The organism is Pseudomonas sp. B21-021 (genome assembly GCF_024749205.1).
In the GTDB taxonomy this organism is placed as follows: domain Bacteria; phylum Pseudomonadota; class Gammaproteobacteria; order Pseudomonadales; family Pseudomonadaceae; genus Aquipseudomonas; species Aquipseudomonas paraglycinae.
Genome location: NZ_CP087192.1, coordinates 2,429,303 through 2,450,938, shown reverse-complemented (window position 1 = coordinate 2,450,938; position 21,636 = coordinate 2,429,303). Strand labels below are relative to the sequence as shown.

General features: G+C 58.9%; 22 protein-coding genes. 13 read left to right on the top strand and 9 right to left on the bottom strand.

The features are described from left to right. Positions 1–67: 67 nt before the first annotated feature. Together LOY31_RS10930 and LOY31_RS10925 are read right to left on the bottom strand one after the other, a co-directional pair. Entirely contained in the window at positions 68–1,366 is a 1,299-nt protein-coding gene (locus tag LOY31_RS10930) for an Nramp family divalent metal transporter (protein ID WP_408980476.1), read from the bottom strand. A 97-nt stretch (positions 1,367–1,463) separates the two neighbouring features. Further along, on the bottom strand, positions 1,464–2,003 hold the full coding sequence (locus LOY31_RS10925) for a chalcone isomerase family protein (protein ID WP_221535097.1): 540 nt from the start codon (positions 2,001–2,003) through the stop codon (positions 1,464–1,466). 148 nt (positions 2,004–2,151) lie between these two features. Between LOY31_RS10925 and LOY31_RS10920 the strand changes: the two genes are divergently transcribed. After that, on the top strand, positions 2,152–2,925 hold the full coding sequence (locus LOY31_RS10920) for a hypothetical protein (RefSeq protein ID WP_127797602.1): 774 nt from the start codon (positions 2,152–2,154) through the stop codon (positions 2,923–2,925). A gap of 86 nt (positions 2,926–3,011) precedes the next feature. Beyond that, on the top strand, positions 3,012–3,578 hold the full coding sequence (locus tag LOY31_RS10915; protein WP_085748241.1) for a hypothetical protein: 567 nt from the start codon (positions 3,012–3,014) through the stop codon (positions 3,576–3,578). 3 nt (positions 3,579–3,581) lie between these two features. Here the strand turns inward: LOY31_RS10915 and LOY31_RS10910 are convergent, their stop codons facing one another. The 4 genes from LOY31_RS10910 to LOY31_RS10895 form a co-directional block, all read right to left on the bottom strand. After that, positions 3,582–4,295, bottom strand: a complete 714-nt coding sequence (locus LOY31_RS10910; protein ID WP_221535096.1) for an alpha/beta hydrolase — start codon at positions 4,293–4,295, stop codon at positions 3,582–3,584. Between the two features lie 181 nt (positions 4,296–4,476). Beyond that, positions 4,477–5,589 (bottom strand): succinylglutamate desuccinylase/aspartoacylase family protein, encoded by a 1,113-nt coding sequence (locus tag LOY31_RS10905; RefSeq protein ID WP_221535095.1) that lies wholly within the window; start codon positions 5,587–5,589, stop codon positions 4,477–4,479. A 128-nt stretch (positions 5,590–5,717) separates the two neighbouring features. Next, complete coding sequence (locus tag LOY31_RS10900) at positions 5,718–6,497, bottom strand: ABC transporter substrate-binding protein (RefSeq protein WP_221535094.1); 780 nt, start codon at positions 6,495–6,497, stop codon at positions 5,718–5,720. 254 nt (positions 6,498–6,751) lie between these two features. Then, complete coding sequence (locus tag LOY31_RS10895) at positions 6,752–7,186, bottom strand: rhodanese-like domain-containing protein (protein ID WP_085607595.1); 435 nt, start codon at positions 7,184–7,186, stop codon at positions 6,752–6,754. Between the two features lie 100 nt (positions 7,187–7,286). On the opposite strand from LOY31_RS10895, the gene ftrA reads away from it, so the two are divergent. Next, positions 7,287–8,276, top strand: coding sequence for a transcriptional regulator FtrA (gene ftrA, locus LOY31_RS10890; RefSeq protein ID WP_258713238.1), 990 nt, complete (start codon positions 7,287–7,289; stop codon positions 8,274–8,276). Here the strand turns inward: ftrA and cobF are convergent. Together cobF and LOY31_RS10880 are read right to left on the bottom strand one after the other, a co-directional pair. Then, the gene (cobF, locus tag LOY31_RS10885) at positions 8,245–9,000 is read right to left on the bottom strand and encodes a precorrin-6A synthase (deacetylating) (protein ID WP_258713237.1); all 756 of its coding nucleotides are present in this window, start codon (positions 8,998–9,000) and stop codon (positions 8,245–8,247) included. The two genes, ftrA and cobF, sit on opposite strands and share 32 nt — an antisense overlap. Then, positions 8,997–9,569 (bottom strand): histidine phosphatase family protein, encoded by a 573-nt coding sequence (locus LOY31_RS10880; RefSeq protein ID WP_258713236.1) that lies wholly within the window; start codon positions 9,567–9,569, stop codon positions 8,997–8,999. Before LOY31_RS10880 ends, cobF begins: the two co-directional genes overlap by 4 nt. Positions 9,570–9,889: 320 nt before the next feature. On the opposite strand from LOY31_RS10880, the gene LOY31_RS10875 reads away from it, so the two are divergent. The 8 genes from LOY31_RS10875 (at position 9,890) to LOY31_RS10840 (ending at position 18,147) form a co-directional block, all read left to right on the top strand. Further along, a complete protein-coding gene (locus tag LOY31_RS10875; protein ID WP_258713235.1) occupies positions 9,890–10,744 on the top strand; it encodes a MurR/RpiR family transcriptional regulator in 855 nt (284 codons plus the stop codon). Positions 10,745–10,746: 2 nt separating this feature from the next. Continuing rightward, complete coding sequence (locus LOY31_RS10870; protein ID WP_085607605.1) at positions 10,747–11,391, top strand: isochorismatase family cysteine hydrolase; 645 nt, start codon at positions 10,747–10,749, stop codon at positions 11,389–11,391. Continuing rightward, positions 11,388–12,719, top strand: a complete 1,332-nt coding sequence (locus LOY31_RS10865) for a glutamine synthetase (RefSeq protein WP_258713234.1) — start codon at positions 11,388–11,390, stop codon at positions 12,717–12,719. The genes LOY31_RS10870 and LOY31_RS10865 overlap by 4 nt, the downstream gene beginning before the upstream one ends. Then, positions 12,703–13,455 carry an N-formylglutamate amidohydrolase gene (locus LOY31_RS10860; protein WP_221535089.1) on the top strand — a complete coding sequence of 251 codons (753 nt, stop codon included), beginning with the start codon at positions 12,703–12,705 and terminating at the stop codon, positions 13,453–13,455. The genes LOY31_RS10865 and LOY31_RS10860 overlap by 17 nt, the downstream gene beginning before the upstream one ends. An 87-nt stretch (positions 13,456–13,542) precedes the next feature. Then, positions 13,543–14,892: an APC family permease gene (locus tag LOY31_RS10855; protein WP_011333496.1), complete on the top strand. Its 1,350-nt coding sequence runs from the start codon at positions 13,543–13,545 to the stop codon at positions 14,890–14,892. Between the two features lie 118 nt (positions 14,893–15,010). Continuing rightward, complete coding sequence (locus LOY31_RS10850) at positions 15,011–16,027, top strand: arginine N-succinyltransferase (protein ID WP_085607611.1); 1,017 nt, start codon at positions 15,011–15,013, stop codon at positions 16,025–16,027. Between the two features lie 55 nt (positions 16,028–16,082). Continuing rightward, the gene (astA, locus tag LOY31_RS10845; protein WP_258713233.1) at positions 16,083–17,117 is read left to right on the top strand and encodes an arginine N-succinyltransferase; all 1,035 of its coding nucleotides are present in this window, start codon (positions 16,083–16,085) and stop codon (positions 17,115–17,117) included. Between the two features lie 160 nt (positions 17,118–17,277). After that, positions 17,278–18,147 carry an oxaloacetate decarboxylase gene (locus LOY31_RS10840; RefSeq protein ID WP_007956238.1) on the top strand — a complete coding sequence of 290 codons (870 nt, stop codon included), beginning with the start codon at positions 17,278–17,280 and terminating at the stop codon, positions 18,145–18,147. A 78-nt stretch (positions 18,148–18,225) separates the two neighbouring features. Here the strand turns inward: LOY31_RS10840 and LOY31_RS10835 are convergent, their stop codons facing one another. Continuing rightward, entirely contained in the window at positions 18,226–18,528 is a 303-nt protein-coding gene (locus LOY31_RS10835) for a hypothetical protein (RefSeq protein ID WP_064595275.1), read from the bottom strand. Between the two features lie 795 nt (positions 18,529–19,323). Between LOY31_RS10835 and LOY31_RS10830 the strand changes: the two genes are divergently transcribed. Continuing rightward, positions 19,324–20,277 (top strand): reverse transcriptase domain-containing protein, encoded by a 954-nt coding sequence (locus LOY31_RS10830; protein ID WP_221535087.1) that lies wholly within the window; start codon positions 19,324–19,326, stop codon positions 20,275–20,277. Further along, positions 20,277–21,617, top strand: a complete 1,341-nt coding sequence (locus tag LOY31_RS10825) for an AAA family ATPase (RefSeq protein ID WP_258713232.1) — start codon at positions 20,277–20,279, stop codon at positions 21,615–21,617. The genes LOY31_RS10830 and LOY31_RS10825 overlap by 1 nt, the downstream gene beginning before the upstream one ends. The last annotated feature ends 19 nt before the right edge of the window (positions 21,618–21,636 follow it).

Here is a 21,636-nt window from a genome sequence, read left to right as displayed (position 1 = left end):
CGTGGGAATGCAGCCGGGGACGCTCTGCGTCCCATTGGAACCCGGAGAGTGGGGCCGATCACGCCGATTACGCCGCCAATTGCAGAATCAGCCAGGCATTCGCCCCGCTGATCACCACAAACAATCCCCACGCTAGCAGGCGCGTCGGCCAGCGATTCACAAACGGCCCCATCAACTGTTTGTCGTTAGTCATGCGAATCAGCGGATACAGCGCAAACGGCAGTTGCAGGCTCAACACCACCTGGCTCAGCACCAGCAACTTGCCCACCGCGCCGTCGCCCATCAGCCACACGCCGATGAATGCCGGGATCAGCGCCAGCCCGCGGGTGATCAGGCGCCGCTGCCAGCAGGGAATCCGCAGGTTCAAATAGCCTTCCATGATCACTTGCCCGGCGATGGTGCCGGTGAAGGTCGAACTCTGCCCCGACGCCAGCAGCGCCACTCCGAACAGCACGCTAGCCAGCGCGCCGCCCACCAGCGGATCGAGCAAATGATAGGCATCCTGGATGTCGACCACGTCGGTATGCCCGGACTGATGAAAGGCAGCCGCCGCGAGAATCAGGATCGCCGCGTTGACCAGCAACGCCAGCGCCAGCGAACCGATGGTGTCGATGCGCGCCAGTTTCACCGCGTCCTGCTTGCTGGCCAGATCCTTGCCGATCAGCCGTGTCTGCACGATCGACGTGTGCAGGTACAGGTTGTGCGGCATGACGGTGGCGCCGAGGATGCCGATGGCCAGGTACAACGGCGCGGCATCGCTGATCGCCGACAGTGACGGTTTGAAGCTTTGGGCGACGTCCGGCCAGTACGGTTTGATCAACAGCAATTCAACAAAGAAGCACGCGCCGATGGTGCCCACCAGCACCAGCATGATCGCCTCCAGCCGGCGGAAACCACGGTTTTGCAGGGCCAGCACCAGCAACGTATCGAATGCGGTCAGGGCGATGCCGAACGTCAGCGAACACCCCAGCAACAGGTGAAACGCCAGCGCGCAGCCGAGTACTTCCGCAAGGTCGGTGGCGATGATCGAGATTTCCGCCAGCACCCATTGCAGCCGCGCCGTCGGAGTGCTGTAGCGTTCGCGGGACAGCTGCGCCAGATCGCGCCCGGTGGCGATGCCCAATCGCGAGCACAGGCATTGCACAACCATGCCCGCCAGACTCGCCAGCAACACCACGAACAACAGGCTGTAGCCGAAGCGCGAACCGGCCTCGATCGCGGTGGCCCAGTTGCCCGGATCCATATAGCCGATCGACACCAGCAAACCGGGGCCGGCAAAGCGCAGCACGCGTTTGAAGAACGAGGCATTGGGATCGACCGGAACACTGCCGGCTACTTCCGGCGGGCAGAACGGCGCGGTGGCGATTTTGGGCAAACTGAATTTCACGCACACATCCAGAAACAAGTCGAAAGACGCAGCTTAGACGTTTCAGTCGACGTGCCCAAGCGCAGATGTGCTGCGTTCAGGGTTTACCGTTGCCAAGCAATTGCTGGCGCAGCTCGGGACTGCGCGTACGCGGGTCGAGCCAGATGTCGAAAAACGCCCGGGCAAACTGCGGATCGTCGATTTCATGCTGCAATTGTTGGCCGACAAAGAACCGCGCACCCTGCCCCGGCAGGTACACCCCGGTGATCCGCGTGCCGGCCTGAACATCAACGAACGATTGCTGCATCTGGGTTTGCCACACGGCCAGTTGCACCGGGCTGAGGGAAGCACCGGCCAGACGCCTGATCTCATCGACGCTGGCCTTCACCAGGTCATCGCGGGAAATGGAGCGCCGGTAGATCAGCTCAAGTGCAAAGGGCTGCCCATCGGCCAGCGGTCGCGCCGCGCTCCACAACCGGGCGTTGTAGACGTCGAAACCGAACACGCTGAAATCGCCGGTGCCGATGATCTGTGCGCCGGGCACCGCGTCCTGCCAACTGGCCCAGGTGGGGGTCAGCAACAAGGCCCACAAGCCGATCCCGCAGCATCCACGCAACACCTTCGGTGTACTGCTCATCGCGGCATCGACTCCGGTAAACCCTGATACTCAGAGCATAGCCCGCTATCGCGCTCGGCATTTTGTATACATCTTTTGCATACAAGTGCAGCAATCCGTTCACGACAATGCTAACGTGGCCCTCATTCAACCCCACGGAGACACCTGCGTGCTGATCCTCAAACTGCTGCTGATTCCCGGTTTTTTGCTGCTGATTTCCCTGGCCGGGAAGCGTTGGGGCCCCAGCGTTGCCGGTTGGCTGTCGGGATTGCCGGTGGTGGTCGGGCCGATTCTGTTTTTCCTCGCCATCGAGCAAGGGCCGGCGTTTGCCGCGCAATCGGCGGTCGCGGCGCTGTCGGCCATGTTTGCGATGATCGCGTTTTGCGTCACTTATGCGCAGGTGGCGCAGCGGGCGAACTGGCCGCTGGCATTGGTGGTTTCGTTATCGGTCTGGGCCGTGCTGGCGTTGATCCTGTCGCTGATACCGGCCTCTCTGCCCTTCTCGATTGCCGCCGCTGCAACTGCCCTTCTCGCCGCGCCATACCTGTTCCCCAAGGTGCAACCGGTGGTCGGTGGCTCGGCGCCGAAGTCGGACAAACTGGTCTGGCGGATGATCGCCGGGGCCGCGTTGACGCTGGTGGTGACGATGCTGGCCAGCACCGTCGGCGAACGCTGGAGCGGTCTGCTCGCGGTGTTCCCGGTGCTCGGCAGCGTGATGGCGGTGTTTTCCCAGCAGACCCGTGGCCCGGCGTTTACCGCCGCGTTGTTGCGGGCGACAGCGACGGGGATGTATTCGTTTTCGGCGTTTTGTCTGGTGCTGGCGCTGACGGTTCCCAATCTGGGTTTCGGCGGTTTCGTGGTGGCCGTGGCCGTTTCGGTGGCGATGCTGGGCGTCACCCGGCAGTTGCTGGCCAAACCCGCGCCGGCACCGTCGCCGAACTGAGCCCGCCCGGACAAACCGCTCTGGAGTGCCGGGTGTGCTCCGTGGGATGATCGCCGCCCAAGCGCGACCATCCCTCGGAGATTCGAATGTCATTGCTTAGCAAGAAAGCCGTCGTCCTGTTGTTGGCGGCGGTGGCCGGTTTCGGCGCCATCAATGCTCAGGCAGCCAAGGCCAAAGAGAAGGCTGTCACCGAGAAGGTCTCGATGCTCGACGGCAAATTCAGTTTTGTCCTGCCCAAGGGCTTTGTCGGCGACCCGCTGCCGGCCGGGCCGACCGGTGCCAAGGGCACCATGTACAGCAACGATGCCACCAAGACTGTGGTCATCGTCGCCGAAAACCAGATTCCCGAAGGCAACAACGTCAAGGACAACGACAGTGCGTTCCTCGACGGCACCGTCTCCGATTTCATCGACGCCCAGCGCAAAGCCCTGCCGGACTTCAACAAACTCAGCGAAAAGAGCCTGACCCAGAAAGGTAACGGCCTGGGCTTGCGTCAGGTCGACAGCACCGCCACCCAGGGCGGCGGCCAGACCCTCAACACCACGTTGCTGGCCGGTTCCGGCACGCGCATGGCGCTGGTCCAGGTGATTTCCCGGGCCAGCGACAAGAGCGGTCACGAGGCATTGGTGAAGACCATCCTCAAGGAAAAGTGATTCTCAGGGATTGAGTTGCTGCAACCAGTCGTTCAAATCCCGAAGCTCGGCCGCGCTGATGCTGTGGCCGACGCCGGGATAGGCATGAAATTGCGGTTTGTACGACAGCTTCTGCAACAACGCATCGGCCTCGGTGCCACCGCTGTACGGCACACGGTCATCTGCCGTGCCGTGGCCGATGAAGATTTCCAGCGGTGGATGCTGCTCTGACTTCAGCTCGCTCTTGAGCACCGGCAACACCCGCCCGCTCAACGCGGCAATGCCACCGACCGCCGCTGGCTGGCGCAACCCGACCTCGTAGGTCATCATCGCGCCCTGGCTGAAACCGATCAGGTACACCTTCTCCGGTTGCGCGTGATATTTCTGCGCCGCAGCGGCGATAAAGGCCCGCAGTTTCTGGCTGCTGGCCTTCAGATCGTCGGTCTCGCCGTTGTAGGCACCTTCGCCTTTCTTGCGAAACCACTGGAAACGCCCTTCCCCCAACGCCATCGGTGCCTGCACCGACAGGTAGTTGTACTGCTTGGGCAGCTGAAATTTCATACCGATCAAGTCTGCTTCGTTGCTGCCATATCCATGCAGGAAAATCACCAGCGGACGCGGTTCGGCGTCCGGGTGCACCTGGGCCAGGTAGTTGAGCGGCAGATCATTTTGCAACGAGGTCTGAGCCTGAACGGCAGTGGACGCCAGCAGCGTCAACAGCGCAAACACCTTCAACATAAGCCTTCCTTCACACAGTGCAGGGTTCGGGGCAGAGCCTAACACTGTCTTTCCAGCTATTGCGGTGCCGCTGACATCGCCATCGCGGGCAAGCCCGCTCCCACAGTGATTGTGCGTACACCTCGAAACCTGTGGGAGCTGGCTTGCCCGCGAAGAGGCCATCAAATTCAGCGAAGATCCTTCAGTCGTTGATCAGCTTCCCGACTCGAATCGGCTCGCGCCCCGCCACTTTCGCCTGCCAGATACCCGGCTGGGTGTAGCGTCCGCGATCGATGGCGAACAACACGCCACTGGTGCCGGCGCGAACGGTGGTCACGCGGTCGTTCAGCGGATCGACCACTTCGAACAGCGCATCGCCGCGCTCGACCCATTCACCGGCATCGCGCAGGAAACTCACCACGCCATGATGCGGTGCGAACAGGTATTCGGTGCCTTCGAACGGCATGCCTTCACAGCATTCGTCCGGCGCTTTCGGCCAATCGCCGCTGATGAAGCCCTGCTCGGCCAGGAAGCCGAGGATAGCCTCGCAATTGGCCTGGGCCTGATCGACGCGGGTGTCGCCCATGCTGCCCAACTCAAGGGTGGTGGCGAGGTTGGCCGGCGGAATCGCCGCGTTCGGGAAGGCCCGAGCCAGGCGCAACCACGGCGAGGAGCAGGATTCGTCGAACGAGCTGCCGCCGGAATCTTCACACAGCAGCGCCACGCCAGCCTTCAGGCGTGCGGCGAGGGATTGCCACTGCGGCCAGTGCTGCGGCAGTGCGTAAATATGAATCGCGGCGTCGAAATCGCAATGCAGATCGAGGGTGATGTCGGCCTCACAGGCGTGGCGCAGCAACAGGCGGTGCAGCGCTTCCAGTTGCGAGGCCGGAGCTGGCAGTTCGTCGAGGACCTGGCCCATGGTCTGGCGGATCAACGCAATGTTGGCTTGGGCATCACTACCCAACTGACTCCCGACGCGCTCGGCCACCGGCGCGCTGAGTTCGACGAAGGAGCGGTTGAAGTTCTTGCCGCTGCCCAGCTCGAAACGCCCCATGTGGCTGCCTTGCAGGTGCTGATCGAGGCCGATCGGGTTGGCCACCGGCACCAGTTCGATCACGCTTTGCAACTGACCGTTGCTTTCCAGCTCGGCCAGGCGCTTTTTCAGTTCCCACGCGGTGCGCATGCCCGGCAGTTCATCGGCGTGCAGGCTGGCCTGGATGTAGACCTTGCGCGGGCCGGCGCCGTAACGGAACACGCTCAGGGAACGTTCGCTGCCCAGGTGGCTCCAGGGCAGAAGATGGTCGATGCGTTGCATGGGGAACTCCGGGAATTCTGTGGTCGTTGCCGGGGCAATGACTGCATTGAAAATGTGCTGACAGGATAAATCACGGGCGAAAAAAAAGTGGCCACCGCGTCAACGGGGCCACTTTTTTCTACGGCGTATTAATGGCCGTACACGTCAAAGTCGAAGTACTTGTCCTGCACTTGCTTGTACTTGCCGTTGGCGCGGATTTCGTTGATGGCGCTGTTGAATTTCTCCGCCAGCTCGGTATCGCCTTTACGCACTGCGATACCGGCGCCGCCGCCGAAGTACTTGGCGTCTTCGTAGGTCGGGCCGACGAATTCGAAGCCTTTGCCGGCGTCGGTTTTCAGGAAGCCGTCGCTCAGGTTGACCGAGTCGGCCAGCATCGCGTCGATACGACCGGAAACCATGTCCAGGTTGGCTTCCTGCTGCGAGCCGTAACGCACCAGCTCGATGCCGGCCGGCACCAGCACTTCGGTGGCGTAACGGTCGTGGGTACTGGCGCGCAGCACGCCGACTTTCTTGCCTTTGAGCTCGACCAGCGGGTCTTTCACACCGGAGCCTGCCTTCATCACAAAGCGCGCCGGGGTATGGTAGTACTTGATGGTGAAATCGACGTTTTTCTTGCGGTCGTCAGTGATGGTCATCGAGGACAGGATCGCGTCGATCTTCTTCACTTTCAGCGCCGGGATCAGGCCGTCGAACTCTTGCTCGACCCAGGTGCATTTGACTTTCATCTGCTCACACAGCGCATCGCCGATGTCCACGTCGAAACCGGCCAGTTTGCCGTCAGGGGTTTTCATCGAGAATGGCGGGTAACCGGCTTCGATACCGATACGGATCGGTTTGGCGTCTTCGGCCACGGCGGTCAGGGACAACATCGACAGTGCCAGGGCACCGAACATAACCAGCTTTTTCATTTATTACTCCCGTGTGCGGAGGCTTTTATTGGCAGCTTTCGATTGTCAGGTTCGGCCTTGGGCTGTGTAGCGCAAAGAAACCGAAGTGGCCGGCAGTCTATGGCGGCGCGCACGGGGCAAATTGTGTTTAAGCGACAAATACTTACAGAAAATCGGCGAGTGCCATCACGTGGGAAAAGTGTGCGCCAGAGCGGTGCAAGGGTTGTAGGACAAAGCCGACAAAAGGTGCCGCCGAAGCGGCAACCCTCCGGCTATCAGCAATCGCAGGCGATCGGCGCGGCGGCGACGCGCGGTGTCGCAACACTCAGCTGAAAGCCTTCATCGAGCCAGCCGGTCACCCCGCCGATCATCTCCTTGACCGGATAACCCAGCGCCGCCAGCTTCACCGCGGCCTTGTTGGCGCCATTGCAGTGAGGGCCGGCGCAATAGACCACGAACAGGGTGTTTTTCGGGTAGTCCGCCAGCCCTTCCGCCGTCAGCAACCGCCCCGGAATATTGATCGCCCCCGGCACGTGACCGCGCTCGAAGGCCAGCGGCCCGCGCACGTCCACCAGCACAAAGTCGACTTCGCCGGATTCCTGGCTGCTGAAGACGTCGGAACAATCGGTTTCGAAGGTCAGACGGTTGCTGAAATGCATCAGGGCAATGGCCGAAGGGGCGGCAGGAATTTCGCGAACCAGGCTGGGCATGTTGAATCACTCCTTTGTCTGTGGGGATGAACAGACTTTATCGAGCCGCCGCTTGCCGCTACAGTGGCGCACAAGACACTCACCGGGAATTTTCCGCCAAATGCCTGATTCACCTGGACTGGTCGCGATTCTGGCCTACGACGGCCTCTGCACATTCGAGTTCGGCATCGCCGTGGAGATCTTCGGCCTGGCCCGGCCGGAGTTCGATTTCCCGTGGTACGAGCACTGCATCGCGGGGGTCGATCAAGGCCCGATGCGCGCCATGGGCGGGATTCAGGTGCTGGCGGACGGTGGTTTGGAGCTGCTGGCGGATGCGCGCACCATCATCATTCCCGGCTGGCGCGACCGCAGCGCGCCGGTGCCGGAAGCCTTGCTTGAAGCGTTGCGTGACGCCCATTCACGCGGCGCCCGGTTGCTGTCGATCTGCTCAGGCGTGTTTGTTCTGGCGGCCAGCGGCCTGCTCGACGGACACGGCGCGACCACTCACTGGCGCTACACCTCGGAGCTGGCCGAGCGATTCCCGGCCATCGATGTCGACCCGGATGTGCTTTACGTTGATTCCGGCCAATTGATTACTTCGGCCGGCAGCGCGGCCGGGATCGACGCCTGCCTGCACCTGGTAGCGCGGGACTTCGGCACCCAGATCGCCAACTCGGTGGCGCGACGGCTGGTGATGTCGCCGCAGCGCACCGGCGGTCAGGCGCAATTCATTCCGACACCGGTCAGCCCAACGCCGCGCAGCGACCTGTCGCGCGTGATGCAGTGGGCCCGCGAGCGCTTGCATGAACCACTGGAGGTGCGCGATCTGGCCAGCGAAGCGGCGATGAGCGAACGCACCTTCCTGCGCAAATTCACCGAAGCCAGCGGCCAGTCACCCAAGGCCTGGCTGCAACACGAACGCCTGGCCAGGGCCCGGGAATTACTGGAAAGCACACCGCAGAACACCGAGCAGATCGCCCTGCGCTGTGGTTATCGCTCGGTGGAAAGCTTTCGTGTGGCGTTTCGCAGTGTGGTCGGGGTGCCGCCGTCGGTGTATCGCGAGCGCTTCGGTCGCGAGATCAAGGCTTGCGCAACAGATAGGTGTCCATGATCCAGCCATGTTCGGCCCGGGCAGCCTTGCGCACCCGTTCTATCTCATCGGCAACGTCGCCGAGCTTGCCATGGATGAGGATTTCATCCGGCGTGCCGAGGTAGGCGCCCCAGTAAATCTCGGTCGCCTGATCCGCCACTTGATGGTAGGAATCTTCCGCGTCGAGCATCACCACCAGACTATCCGTGTCACTCACCTGCCCCGCCGCCAGGCGCCGGCCGGTGGTGATTTCAATCGAGCGGCCGATGGTGTTCAACGGCACCTTGTGTTGTGCCGCCAGGGCCTGAACGCTGGTGATGCCGGGAATGACTTCAAATTCAAACTCACATCGCCCCGAAGCCAGAATCGCCTGCAGAATACGAATCGTGCTGTCGTACAACGCAGGATCGCCCCACACCAGAAAACCGCCGCACTGCCCGTCAGACAATTCGTTATTGATCAGGCGTTCGAAGGTTTGCTGCTTGGCGCGGTTCAGATCATCGACGCTGGCGCTGTAGTCCACATCGCCGCGCTCGCGTTCCGGGCTGTGGGCTTCGGCGAAACGGTACGTACGATCAGTGATGTAGCGCTCGCAGATTTCTCGCCGCAGGTCGATCAGCTTGTCCTTGCTCTGGCCCTTGTCCATCAGGAAAAACACGTCCACCCGGTTCAGCGCCTTCACCGCCTGCATCGTGATGTAGTCCGGGTTGCCGGCACCGATGCCGATCACCAGCAATCGCTTCATTGCTCCGCTCCTTCCAGGTTCATGCCTGACAAGCGTAGCCGCCAGCGCCCGGTAAACCGCAGATCGACCACCGCCAGCGGCTCGACATCGATGTTGTGAAACGCCTCGCCCTGCACGACCTGCATCAATGCAGCACGAATCACGAACGGATGGGTAACCGCCACCACGTGCCCCGGCGTGGCTTGCAGTGAAACCAGCCACGCGGCCACCCGCTCGCGCAGTTGCGCCACCGACTCGCCGCCGTGGGGTGCGGCGTGCGGATCTTCGAGCCAGGCTCGCAATGCCTCGGGTTCGTTTCGTTGCAAGTCCTTGATCGACTGACCTTGCCAGCGTCCCCAGTCGCAATCACGCAGGGCCTGATCGATTTGCGCTTCATGGCCAAACCACGCCGCTGTCTGGCGGGTGCGCAGCTCCGGGCCGCAAATCAGCCGTGAAGCTGTGTCGAAACGCGAAGCCAGCGAGCAGGACGCCAGCGCCGTTTCTTCAACAGCTTCGTTCGTAGGAAAACACGCCAATTTTTGTGCGACTGTTCTGGCATAGCAGATCAATGTCAAACGGGTGGTCTGCACGGGAAGTCACTCGGCTGGAAAACAGGACGGTCATCGACAAAGTCGCTGATGCGGCGGCAATTGTGCCGTAAACCGGGCGGCCTCGGGCAAGTCGATTGGGCGACTCGAGCGCATGAAAGCGGCAATGTCTGACACCGTAATGGGCAATGGACTACAAGACTGATCGACATCCGTGTAACCCTTGCGTTACGGGCTTCCCGCCCCATTTTGGGGCTTGGTTTAAACGCCGAAAAATTCGCTAGACATGTAGCGTCAGTTACATAAATACTGTTTTAACGGATTGTGAAGCGAATTCAACACCCCATCCAGCAGGAGCCCGGATGCCCCCTTTAAGAGACCTGATCACCGACCCTGGCCTTGACCTGACGCCGTCGGAGCGCAAAGTCGTTCGCGCCTTGCTCGATCAGTATCCACGCAACGGGCTTGGCCCGATGGCGCGCCTGGCCGAACATGCCGGCGTCAGCGATCCAACTATAGTGCGCCTGGTGAAAAAGCTCGGCTTCGGTGGTTACGCCGAATTCCAGGACGCCCTGCTCAGTGACATGGACCATCGCCTGCGCTCGCCGCGCACGCTGTTGCAGCCGCGCTCGCATCAGAACAAGGACGATGCCTGGAGTCACTACCTGGCTCATAGCCACAACCTGCTGGCCGAAACCCAGGCCCTGACTCAACCGGAAGATGTGCGAATTCTGGCCGACTGGCTGCTCGACACCCGGCATCAGGTGTACTGCTTCGGCGGGCGCTTCAGCAGCCTGATGGCGACTTACCTGCTCAATCATTTGCGCCTGCTGCGCCCCGGCTGCTTTGCGCTGGAAGACAACGCGCAACTGCCGGATCGCATGTTCGACCTGCAACGTCAGGATGTGGTGCTGGTGTTCGACTATCGCCGCTACCAGACCCAGGCCCTGCGCGTGGCGAGCGCGGCGAAGAACAACAACGCCCGCGTCGTGCTGTTCACCGACATCTATGCCTCGCCGCTGCGCGAACTGGCCGACATGATCATCAGCGCTCCGGTGGAGTCGGCCTCGCCGTTCGACACCATGGTCCCGGCGCTGGCCCAGGTCGAGGCATTGATTGCCTGCCTGACCCTGCGTTGCCCGGACCTGGCCGATCGCCTGGAAGGCATCGATGCCCTGCGCAACGACTTCGACACCCATTTGCTGGAGGATAAATAAGGATGTTCAGCCTTCCCCATCGCTCGCCACGGGACCTGCCGTTTGTCACCGACCACACCGCCCTGTTGCTGGTGGACATGCAGCGCGCCTGGCTCGAACCACAGTTCGACCCGCACCTCGAAGGCCCGGACGCCGCGTACTTCCTCAACCGCACGCGCTCGCAAGTGGTGCCCAATCAGGTCCGATTGCTCAACGCCTTCCGCGACGCACGACAGAACGTGCTGCACACCCTGATCGAAAGCCTGACCGCCGACGGCCGCGATCGCTCGCTGGATCACAAACTGTCGGACATGCACCTGCCCAAGGGCAGCCCGCAGGCTCAGGTCATTGCTGAACTGACCCCGGTGGAAAACGAAATCGTGCTGCCGAAGACTTCGTCCGGCGTCTTCAACTCGACCAACATCGACTACGTGCTGCGCAATCTCGAAACCCGTCACCTGATCATCGCCGGCATCGTCACCGACCAATGCGTGGACATGGCCGTGCGTGACGCCGCCGACCGTGGCTACCTCGTCACTCTGGTGGCGGACGCCTGCGCGACGTACACCGAAGCACGCCACGACGCCTGCCTGAACGCGATCAAGGGCTACTGCTGGATCACCGACACCGACACCGTACTCGGCCGGTTGCAGGAGATGCAGCCATGAGCGAACGCCTGTCGCCGTTGCCGATGACCACCATCGTCACCACCGACCTGATCGGCGTCACCCGTGGCCGTTCGTTTCCCACCGATGAGCTGGAGCACTATCAGGCCGCCGGTTGTGGCTGGGTGCCGGCCAACAGCGCGCTGACGCCGCAGGACATCATCGCCTCGACCAGTCCGTGGGGCGCTTATGGCGACCTGCGGCTGATTCCCGATCTGGCCAGCCGCGTCACCGTCAGCAACGGCCCGGACGCTGCAGCGCCAGCGCTGGATTTCATCCACGGCGACATCCGCGAAACCGATGGCCGACCATGGGCCGCCTGCCCGCGCACGCTGTTGCGCAACGAGGTCGAGCGCTATCGCGATGAGCTCGGCTTGCAGGTCAACGCCGCGTTCGAACACGAATTCAATCTGCATGCCGGGTTTGCCGAACATTTGGCGTTCTCGCTCGAAGCCCAGCGCCAGGGCGCCGAATTCGGTGGCTGGCTGCTCAGTGCGTTGCGCGCCGGTGGCGCCGAGCCGGAAATGTTCCTGCCCGAATACGGCAAACACCAATACGAAATCACCTGCCGCCCGACCCTCGGCGTGGCGGCGGCAGATCGCGCGGTCAACGTGCGCGAGATCACCCGCGAAATCGCCCGGCAGATGGGCCTGGACTTGAGCTTTGCGCCGAAGACCGCCGCCGACGCGGTGTGCAACGGCGTGCACCTGCACATCAGCCTGCTCGATCTGGCCGGTCAGCCGATGCTTTACGACGCCGGCACCAGCAATGGTCTGTCGACCCTCGGCCAGCACTGGGCGGCGGGCGTGCTGCATTACTTGCCGGCACTGTGTGCATTCACCGCACCGACGCCGGTGTCGTATGAGCGCTTGCAGCCGCATCACTGGAGCGCGTCCTACGCCTGTCTGGGCCAGCAGAACCGCGAAGCGGCGCTGCGCATCTGCCCGACCGTGAGCCTGGGCAACAAGCCCGTGGCGAAGCAATACAACCTGGAATTCCGCGCCATGGACGCCACCGCCTCGCCGCATCTGGCAATGGCCGCGCTGCTGATCGCCGGACGCCTGGGGATCGAGCAACGTCTGGCGCTGAACGCGATCACCGATGAAATCCCTGATTCACTCAACGACGAACAACGCAAGGCCCGGGGCATCGTTGCCCTGCCCGCCTCCCTGGCCCAGGCACTGGATTGCCTGCGTCGCAGTGAAGCGCTGGTCGAAGCGCTGCCAAGCGCGTTGCTCGAGACTTTTTTCGCCCTTAAAACCGAGGAACTGGCGCTGACGGAACAGCTCTCGCCCGCTGACCTTTGTGAGCACTATGCACGCCTGTACTGAATCCGCCGAGCTTGGGTTGTACACCCGACCGGTCTACAACCTGAGCCGTGAAGATTCGACGCACCCACTGATTCTGGTGTGCGAACACGCCAGCCGCTACATCCCCGAGGCCCTGAACAATCTGGGCCTGGATGACACGGCCGCGCGCGAACACATCGCCTGGGACATCGGTGCCCTGGCGCTGGCCGAGCAACTGTCGGAGCAGCTGGGTGCGACGCTGCTGAGCGCCAACTATTCGCGCCTGCTGATCGACCTCAACCGCCCCCGGCATGCACCCGACAGCATCCCGGCGCAAAGCGAGATCTATCAGGTGCCGGGTAACCGCGAGCTCGACGAAGCCACCCGCGAATACCGGCGCCAGTGCCTGTTCAAGCCGTTTCACACACGGCTGCAACAACTGATCGATGCACGTCTGGCCGAAGGTCGGCCGGTGCGGGTGGTAGGGATTCACAGTTTTACCCCGGTGTACTACGGCCAGCCGCGCGAGCTGGAAGTCGGCGTGCTGTTCGGTCAGGCCCGGGCCTATGCCCAGCGGATGCTCGACGCTCTGGAACGACACCCGCTGAAAGTCGCCGGCAACCAGCCGTACAGGATCGACCCGCTGGGCGACATGACCGTACCGGTGCACGGCGATGCCCGGGGCCTGGAGTCGGTGTTGATCGAAGTGCGCAACGACCTGCTGCGCAGCCCGGAAGCGGTGACCCGCTGGGCAGATTATCTGGCTCCATTGCTGTAAGGATTGATGTAACCACTGCTGACGCTGTAAACGACGGACCGATATAACAACTAAAACGACCGATTGGCTGACAAGGAGTTGCGCTTCATGGAAATAGAAGAGTTCGGCTACAAACAGGAGTTGAAACGTAGCCTGACACTGACCGACCTGGTGGTGTACGGGATGATCTTCATGATCCCCATCGCCCCGTTCGGCGTGTATGGCTACGTCAACGCCGAGGCACCGGGGATGGTGCCTCTGGCTTACATCATCGGCATGGTGGCGATGGTCTTCACCGCGCTGAGTTACGGCAGCATGGCCCGGGCCTTTCCGATTGCCGGATCGGTTTATTCCTACGCGCAACGGGGCCTGAATCAACACGTCGGCTTCATCGCCGGCTGGCTGATGCTGCTCGACTATCTGCTGATTCCGCCGCTGCTTTACGTGTATGCGGCGATGGCGCTCAACCATTTGTATCCGGACATCCCGAAAGTCGGCTTCATTCTGGCGTTTCTGGTCAGCGCCACGTTCGTCAACCTGCGTGGCATCACCTTTACCGCTCGCATGAACATTGTGTTCCTGCTGGCGCAGTTGGTCGTGCTGGGGATTTTCCTGTTCTACGCCTGGAACGCCCTGCACAACGGTGGCGGCAACGGCCAGTTGACCCTGGCGCCGCTGTATCACCCGGAAACCTTCAACTTCGCCCTGCTGATGCAAGCGGTGTCAATTGCGGTGCTGTCGTTCCTCGGCTTCGATGCGATCTCCACCCTCGCCGAAGAGATCAAGGGCGATCCGGGCCGCAGCGTCGGCAAAGCTGCGTTGATCACACTGGTAGTGATGGGGGTGATTTTCGTCGCGCAAACCTGGATCGCTACCGATCTGGCAGCGGGCATGGGCTTCAAGTCCGCCGACACCGCGTTCTATGAAATCGCCGAAATCGCAGCTGGCAGCTGGCTCGCAACCTTGACCGGTGTAGCCACGGCCCTGGCCTGGGGTGTGGCGGTGGCGATCACTTCGCAAGCGGCGGTCTCGCGCCTGCTGTTCGGCATGGCCCGCGACGGCAAGCTGCCGAAAGTGCTGGCCAAGGTGCACCCGAAACACAACACGCCGTACCTGAGCATTTATCTGGTGGCCGTGCTGTCGCTGGTGATCTGCTACCTGTTCATCAATTCGGTGGACACCCTGACTTCGCTGGTCAACTTCGGCGCCCTGAGCGGCTTCATGCTGCTGCACCTGACCGTGATCAACTACTACTGGCGCCGGCAGAAATCCGGGCAGGTGATCCGTCACCTGATCTGCCCGGTGATCGGCTTCATCATCGTCGCGGCCATCATGTACAACATGGGCGTCGATGCACAGAAACTCGGCCTGATCTGGATCGCACTGGGTCTGGTGTACCTGTTCTTCCTGAACAAGCTCGGCGCCAGTACCGCGCTGCCTGACCCGAGCAATGGCTGACAAGAAAAAGAGCGGCGTCTGACAACAAATCAGGCGACCGCCGCTTTAACGCGTGGAAACCGACAGTGATAGTCAGGTTCGGCGAATGGGCCGAACCTTTTGATACAGGAGTGCATCCATGCTGGTCTTACGTCCAGTCGAGCCAAACGACCTGCCTCAATTGCAACAATTGGCGCGCGACAGCCTGGTGGGCGTCACATCCCTGCCGGACGACAGCGAACGCCTGGGCGAAAAAATCGCCGCGTCCTGCGCCTCGTTCGACAGCGATGCGGCGGCTCAGGGCCCGGAGAACTACTTCTTCGTGCTGGAAGACATCGACAGCCATCGACTGGTCGGCTGCTCGGAAATCCTCGCCACCGCAGGTTTCAACGAGCCGTTCTACAGCCTGCGCAACCGCCACTTCACCAGTGCCTCGCGAGAGCTGAACATCGAACACGGCGTGCCGGCGCTGTCGCTGTGTCACGACCTGAGCGGGCATACGCTGCTGCGCGGTTTTCACATCGACGCAGCGCTGGTGCGCACGCCTTTTTCCGAATTGCTGTCGCGGGCACGGCTGCTGTTCATCGCCGCCCACGCGCCGCGATTTGCCGAAGCGGTGATCACCGAAATCGTCGGTTACAGCGACGAACAAGGCCATTCACCGTTCTGGGATGCGCTGGGCAAACATTTCTTCGACCTGCCCTACGTCGAGGCCGAACGCCTGTGCGGTTTGCAGAGCCGTACGTTTCTCGCCGAACTGATGCCGCAATACCCGATCTACGTGCCGATGCTGCCGCAAGCCGCGCAGGACTGCATCGGCCGCATCCACCCGGACGGTCAGGAAGCCTTCGACATCCTCGAGCGCGAGGGTTTTGAAACCAACAGCTACATCGATCTGTTCGATGCCGGCCCGACCTTGTATGCCCGCACCGCCAACATCCGTTCGATCGCGCAGAGCCAGACAGTCACGGTTCAGGAGGAACCGCTGATCGATGCTCGCGGTCGCTATCTGGTGAGCAACGATGCTCTGCATGGCTTTCGGGCGGTGGTCACCGAGCTGGATTTCCAGCCCGGTCAGCCCCTGGGGCTTGACCCGGCCCTGTGCGCGGCGCTGAACGTCCGCGCTGGCGGCACGATCCGGTTGATCGCCCTGTGAACCGCGCCCCTACCCAACGACAGTGCCCGAGCAGGCGCGCAAAAGGAGTTGCAGCATGATTGTCCGTCCGGTTCAAGTCAGCGACCTGCCAGCGTTGATGACGCTGGTGCAACAGGCCGGGCCGGGGTTCACCACCCTGCCCGCCAACGAAGATCGCCTGGCCCACCGGGTACGCTGGGCACAGCGCGCCTTCGCCGAGCAGGTCGAACGGGCCGATGCCGATTACCTGTTCGTGCTTGAAGACGACGAGCAGCGAGTGGTCGGGGTCAGCGCCCTGGCCGGGGCCGTCGGCCTGCGTGAGCCCTGGTACAACTATCGGGTCGGGCTGACCGTCAGCTCGGCGCCGGACCTGGGTATTCAACGGCAGATCCCGACGCTGTTCCTCAACAACGAACTGACCGGCCAATCGGAACTGTGCTCGCTGTTCCTGCGCCATGACCAGCGCCACGGCAGCAATGGACGCTTGCTGTCGCTGGGGCGCTTGCTGTTTGTCGCCGAATTCCCGCACCTGTTCGGCGAGAAGATGATCGCCGAACTGCGCGGCAGTGCCGACGAGCAAGGCTGTTCACCGTTCTGGGACAGTCTGGGCCGGCACTTCTTCCAGATGGACTTCAGCCACGCCGACCACCTGTCCGGACTGGGCAATAAAGCGTTTATCGCCGAACTGATGCCACGTCAGCCGCTGTACACCTGCCTGCTCACCGAACAGGCCCAGGCCGTGATCGGTCAGGCCCACCCCAATACCGAACCGGCACTGAAAATCCTTCAGTCCGAGGGTTTCTCTCACAAAGGCTATATCGACATCTTCGACGGTGGCCCGGTGATCGAAGCACCGATCCGCAGCATCCGCACCGTGCGCGACAGCCTGGAACTGACCCTGAGCATCGGCACCCCGGACGATCAGGCGCCGCTGTGGTTGATCCACAATCGGCGCCTGGAAAACTGCCGCATCACCGTCGCGCCGGGCCGTTGGGTCGGCAGCAGTCTGGTGATCGACCGCCTCACCGCCAAACGCCTGCAATTGCAGCCGGGCAACTCGGTGCGGGCGGTGCCGCTGCCCAATCAACAGCAGCAGGCGGTGGCGGCCTGAGCGCCTCTGCCTGCAACAAGAAAGCCTGAACAAGATTTTCCTGGTTAACTTCCTCGTTAATTCGTCATGATCCTTGACCCATTGGCGTGATAGCCTTTTCACCTTCGGCGTTGACACCTTTGCTCAAGCCTTTCCATTCCTTTGTATTGGTGGAACTCGTATGACCAGGCTTTCTCATCAAGATTTGCGCCGTAACTTCCGTCAGCTGCTGGCTTCCGACACCTGCTATCACACCGCCTCGGTGTTCGATCCGATGTCTGCCCGCATCGCCGCTGACCTGGGTTTTGAAGTAGGGATTCTCGGCGGCTCGGTCGCCTCGTTGCAGGTGCTGGGCGCTCCGGACTTTGCCCTGATCACCCTCAGCGAATTCGCTGAACAGGCCACCCGCATCGGCCGCGTCGCCCAATTGCCGGTGATCGCCGACGCCGACCACGGCTACGGCAACGCCCTCAACGTAATGCGCACCATCGTCGAACTGGAACGCGCCGGCGTCGCCGCGCTGACCATCGAAGACACCCTGCTGCCGGCACAATTCGGCCGTAAATCCACCGACCTGATCACCGTCGCCGAAGGCGTCGGCAAGATCCGCGCGGCACTGGAAGCACGGGTCGATTCGGAGATGGCAATCATCGCCCGGACTAACGCCGGCATCCTGCCGAACCAGGAAATCATCAGCCGCACCAAGCAATACCAGGCCGCCGGTGCCGACGGTATCTGCATGGTCGGGATTCAGGATTTCGATCAGCTCGAGCAGATCGCCGAACACCTGACCGTCCCGCTGATGCTGGTGACCTACGGCAACCCGGCGCTGCGCGACGACAAACGCCTGGCCGAACTGGGTGTGCGCGTGACCATCGACGGCCACGGTGCTTATTTCGCGGCGATCAAGGCGACTTACGACAGCCTGCGCGAACAACGCCAGATCTTCACCCAGGCCTCGGACCTGAGCGCCACCGAACTGACCCACACTTACACCCAGCCTGAGGAATACATCCTCTGGGCCAAGGAATACATGAGCGTCAAAGAGTAACCTCGCAACACGCTACAAAGAGGCAGAGCGGCCCGACGCCATCACGAGTCCACTCGCATGGCGCCCGCCGCGAAACCGCTACACCGCTGCCTTGAAGCCTTCCTCCCGCTGTAATGCTCGCGTCTGAATCACGTTCAGAATGGCGCAGCCCTCTCGCATCAGCAGATGCACCGCGCTGGTAATGCGCGTCAGATCACAATCGGAAATGCCCTTGAGGTCGAGACTGGAAAACGTGTCTGCCAGATCGCGCACGACCACAAAACGGTGCATCGCACACGCGGCCATGTCGCTGAGTTCTTTTTGAGTATTGATGAAGAGCACCGGGGATTCGGCGTCGTAGGTGTCGATGGGGAGGTAGCGGGGGATTACTTGATCGGTCATGGTGTAACTCCAATAGAGCAACCACCGTTCGCGGCCAAGCGAAGAAGGTGGCGGCTGTGTGCGGGTTGGCCGACCGGGCAGACCACATCCGGCACACCCGAAGGTGTCCCGCGCACAGCTGCCATAAAGCGAATCCAGGCACGAGAATGTCTGGACGATGACGCTGTAGCGTTTTGCCTGCCCGACCGGCCAAGGTCGTTCGCGGAGTTTTTCCGCGAGCCCAGACTATAGGGGTCGGCACCGAAACGCGGCAACAGGGTACGTTGTAGGAAAGGTCTTGGAAAGTTGTGCGCAAAAAAGACAAGGGCTTAAGGGTTCGAAGAGCCCAAAGCACCTACATCCACGACCGCTCAGACTACGCACCAATTCACACCTTGTTTTCCAAGACTCCTTGATCTACAGTCCGAGTCATGCCAGTGACTAGGAGCATCTCCAGTCATCAAATCTGGCCTCTACAGGTGTCTAGTCTCCTTTTACGTTTGTGTGCCTTTTAGCGTTGAGCTAAGAGGCACACAAATAGTAAAACCTCCTACGCAAGCAGACAGTTTCTTGTCGTCTCATCCTCTGTCGTCAAAATAGATACGTACTTCTTTTGATCGATTACAGCTACAGATCGATTCTTTTCATCCGTACCTGATCCGAAATTTCCTACCCATCACGTCCTTAGGAAACATTTTTCCTACGTCAGGAACTCCTTCTTCTCTTTTTTTAGAAACGATTGTTTCACACGATACTTTGCGGCATATTTTGTCGAAGTCGTATTCTCGCTGCGGCAGTCTTCCCAAGGCGTAAAAAATGAACAAAAGACCTCTAAAAGAGCTGTTAGTCGCAATGCATCAGGGGAAATTCGAATTTCCTGAGTTAGACACAGGCGAGATAACCAGTCTTTACGAAACAAAAAAATACAATGATCGAGAAGTACACGTACCAAACAAAAAACTAAGAACCTTTCACTCCTTCATAAAACTGATACTTCTTGATCATCTAGATACAAATGAAGACGTTGTTTTTTCATACAGAAAAGGGGTAAATGCCGTAGATGCAGTATCTAAGCATTCCCGTAGCAAATATTTCTTTCAGACCGACATAAAAAACTTCTTCAACAGCATTGACGAAGACATGGTAAAAGAAACAATTCTCAAAAATATCGAACAATGTCCAATATCTGATATTCAAGATCACATTGAAAAAATAGTAAAAACCTTGACAGTCAACAACTCAGTACCTGTGGGTTTCTCAACCTCACCAACTCTCAGCAATGCATGCCTTTTTACTTTCGACAACACTCTTCAAGAATACTGCAAAAACAACTCATTAGTTTTTTCTAGATACTCTGACGACATAATCATTTCCTCCATGGAAAAAAGCTCAATATTTGAGGCTGAAAAATACATATCGCAAAAGTTATCCGAAATTACAAAAAACAAACTCTCGATCAATGATGCAAAAAGCAAACACACTCAGACAGGGAACAAAATCAAGCTACTAGGAATGGTAATCCTTCCAAACGGAAAAGTATCCATAGACATAAAATTCAAAAAAGATACAGAAATCAAACTTCACTATTACCTCACCAACAAAGAGACATTCAAAAAAATCGTAGGATCAGACTTCGATGGCGCTATAGAAAAAATATCGGGACATCTTAACTACTACAACACAGTCGACCCCAGCTATCTCGACAAGTTAAGAAAGAAATACGGCACAACTACCGTGGATATGTTCCTTCATAAGTCGGACAAACTATAATGCTACTATCAGTCGAGCTAAAAAACATACAGCATGTTAAGAGTTTGACTTTTGGCGTTGACTTGAGTGAAAACAAGCTCACATGCATTGTAGGAAAGAACGGAATAGGAAAAACAACGCTCATCAAAGCAATCCTTAATTTCCGATCTGCGGACACCTTCTCCAAGACCACCTCATCAGGCATATTCAAAGCCGATAGCGAGGTAACATACAGGTTCGGCACTAACGAATTTCAGTTCACTTTCGACACATCGATCAACAGCCTTAACTGTAAATCAGCCATCCCTGAAGAAATAAAAAAAACTATCGATGTCGAGCTGCCAATGCCGTATGGCCAACGATTCAACCATTTCCAAAGTATCAGCACTGCGGACAAGGACATACGAACAGCGATCATATTAGGAAGGTTTACGTACCCTCACGAACTCATTGAGTTTCTAAGCGACATCTATTCCAGTGACAAATTCAAAAATCTTGTTGAAATAAAAATAAAAAACACGAAATATTACTGCATACCACTTGAGGGTGACAGATATGTTAGAGAAGACCACCTAAGCTCAGGTGAATTCTTCCTGATCAGTTTGTACAGAAAAATCACCAACCACTGTAAGCTAATCGTAATTGATGAGATAGATATTTCGCTAGATGCGGCGACCCAAGCCCATTTAATACGGCGACTCCGCGCATTCTGCGAAACATACAAAGTAAATATTGTATGTACTACCCATTCACTCGCCCTAATGAGAACATTAAAAAACAAAGAGCTTTTCTACATGACAAACATTCATGGTGAAGGCGATATCACACCCGCCTCCTACAACTATATTAAAAGCATAATGTTTGGATTTATTGGCTGGGACAAATACATCCTGACAGAAGATGAGATGCTAAAAAATTTTCTCATCTTCATGATTTCAAAGTACTGCCCAGCTAATTTTTCCCAGTACAAAATCGTACCAATTGGAGGGGGATCAAATGTAATAAAACTACTATTGCTCAACGCAAAAGAACATTTTCTTTCCAGTCCAGAAAACGTAATCTCAATCCTGGACGGGGATCAAAAAATATACAAACACATCAAAAACTGCCCTAACACTTACTTCTTACCCTTCGATAGCGTTGAGAAGAAAATTTTCGAAGACCATAAAATCTCTGAGTTTCTACCGGACTTTAAATGTGCTGATCATATCACCACAGACAAGCACTTCTACAAAGCTATCACAGAAAACAAGTTTATTAACGACCTTGCTATATTTGAGCACCTGTGTAACACACCGGAAGAAAACATAATTCTTCTAAGCAAAGAAATTGCTTGCTTCCTATCTCAAAAACCTGACTAACATGAACACTTTATGATTC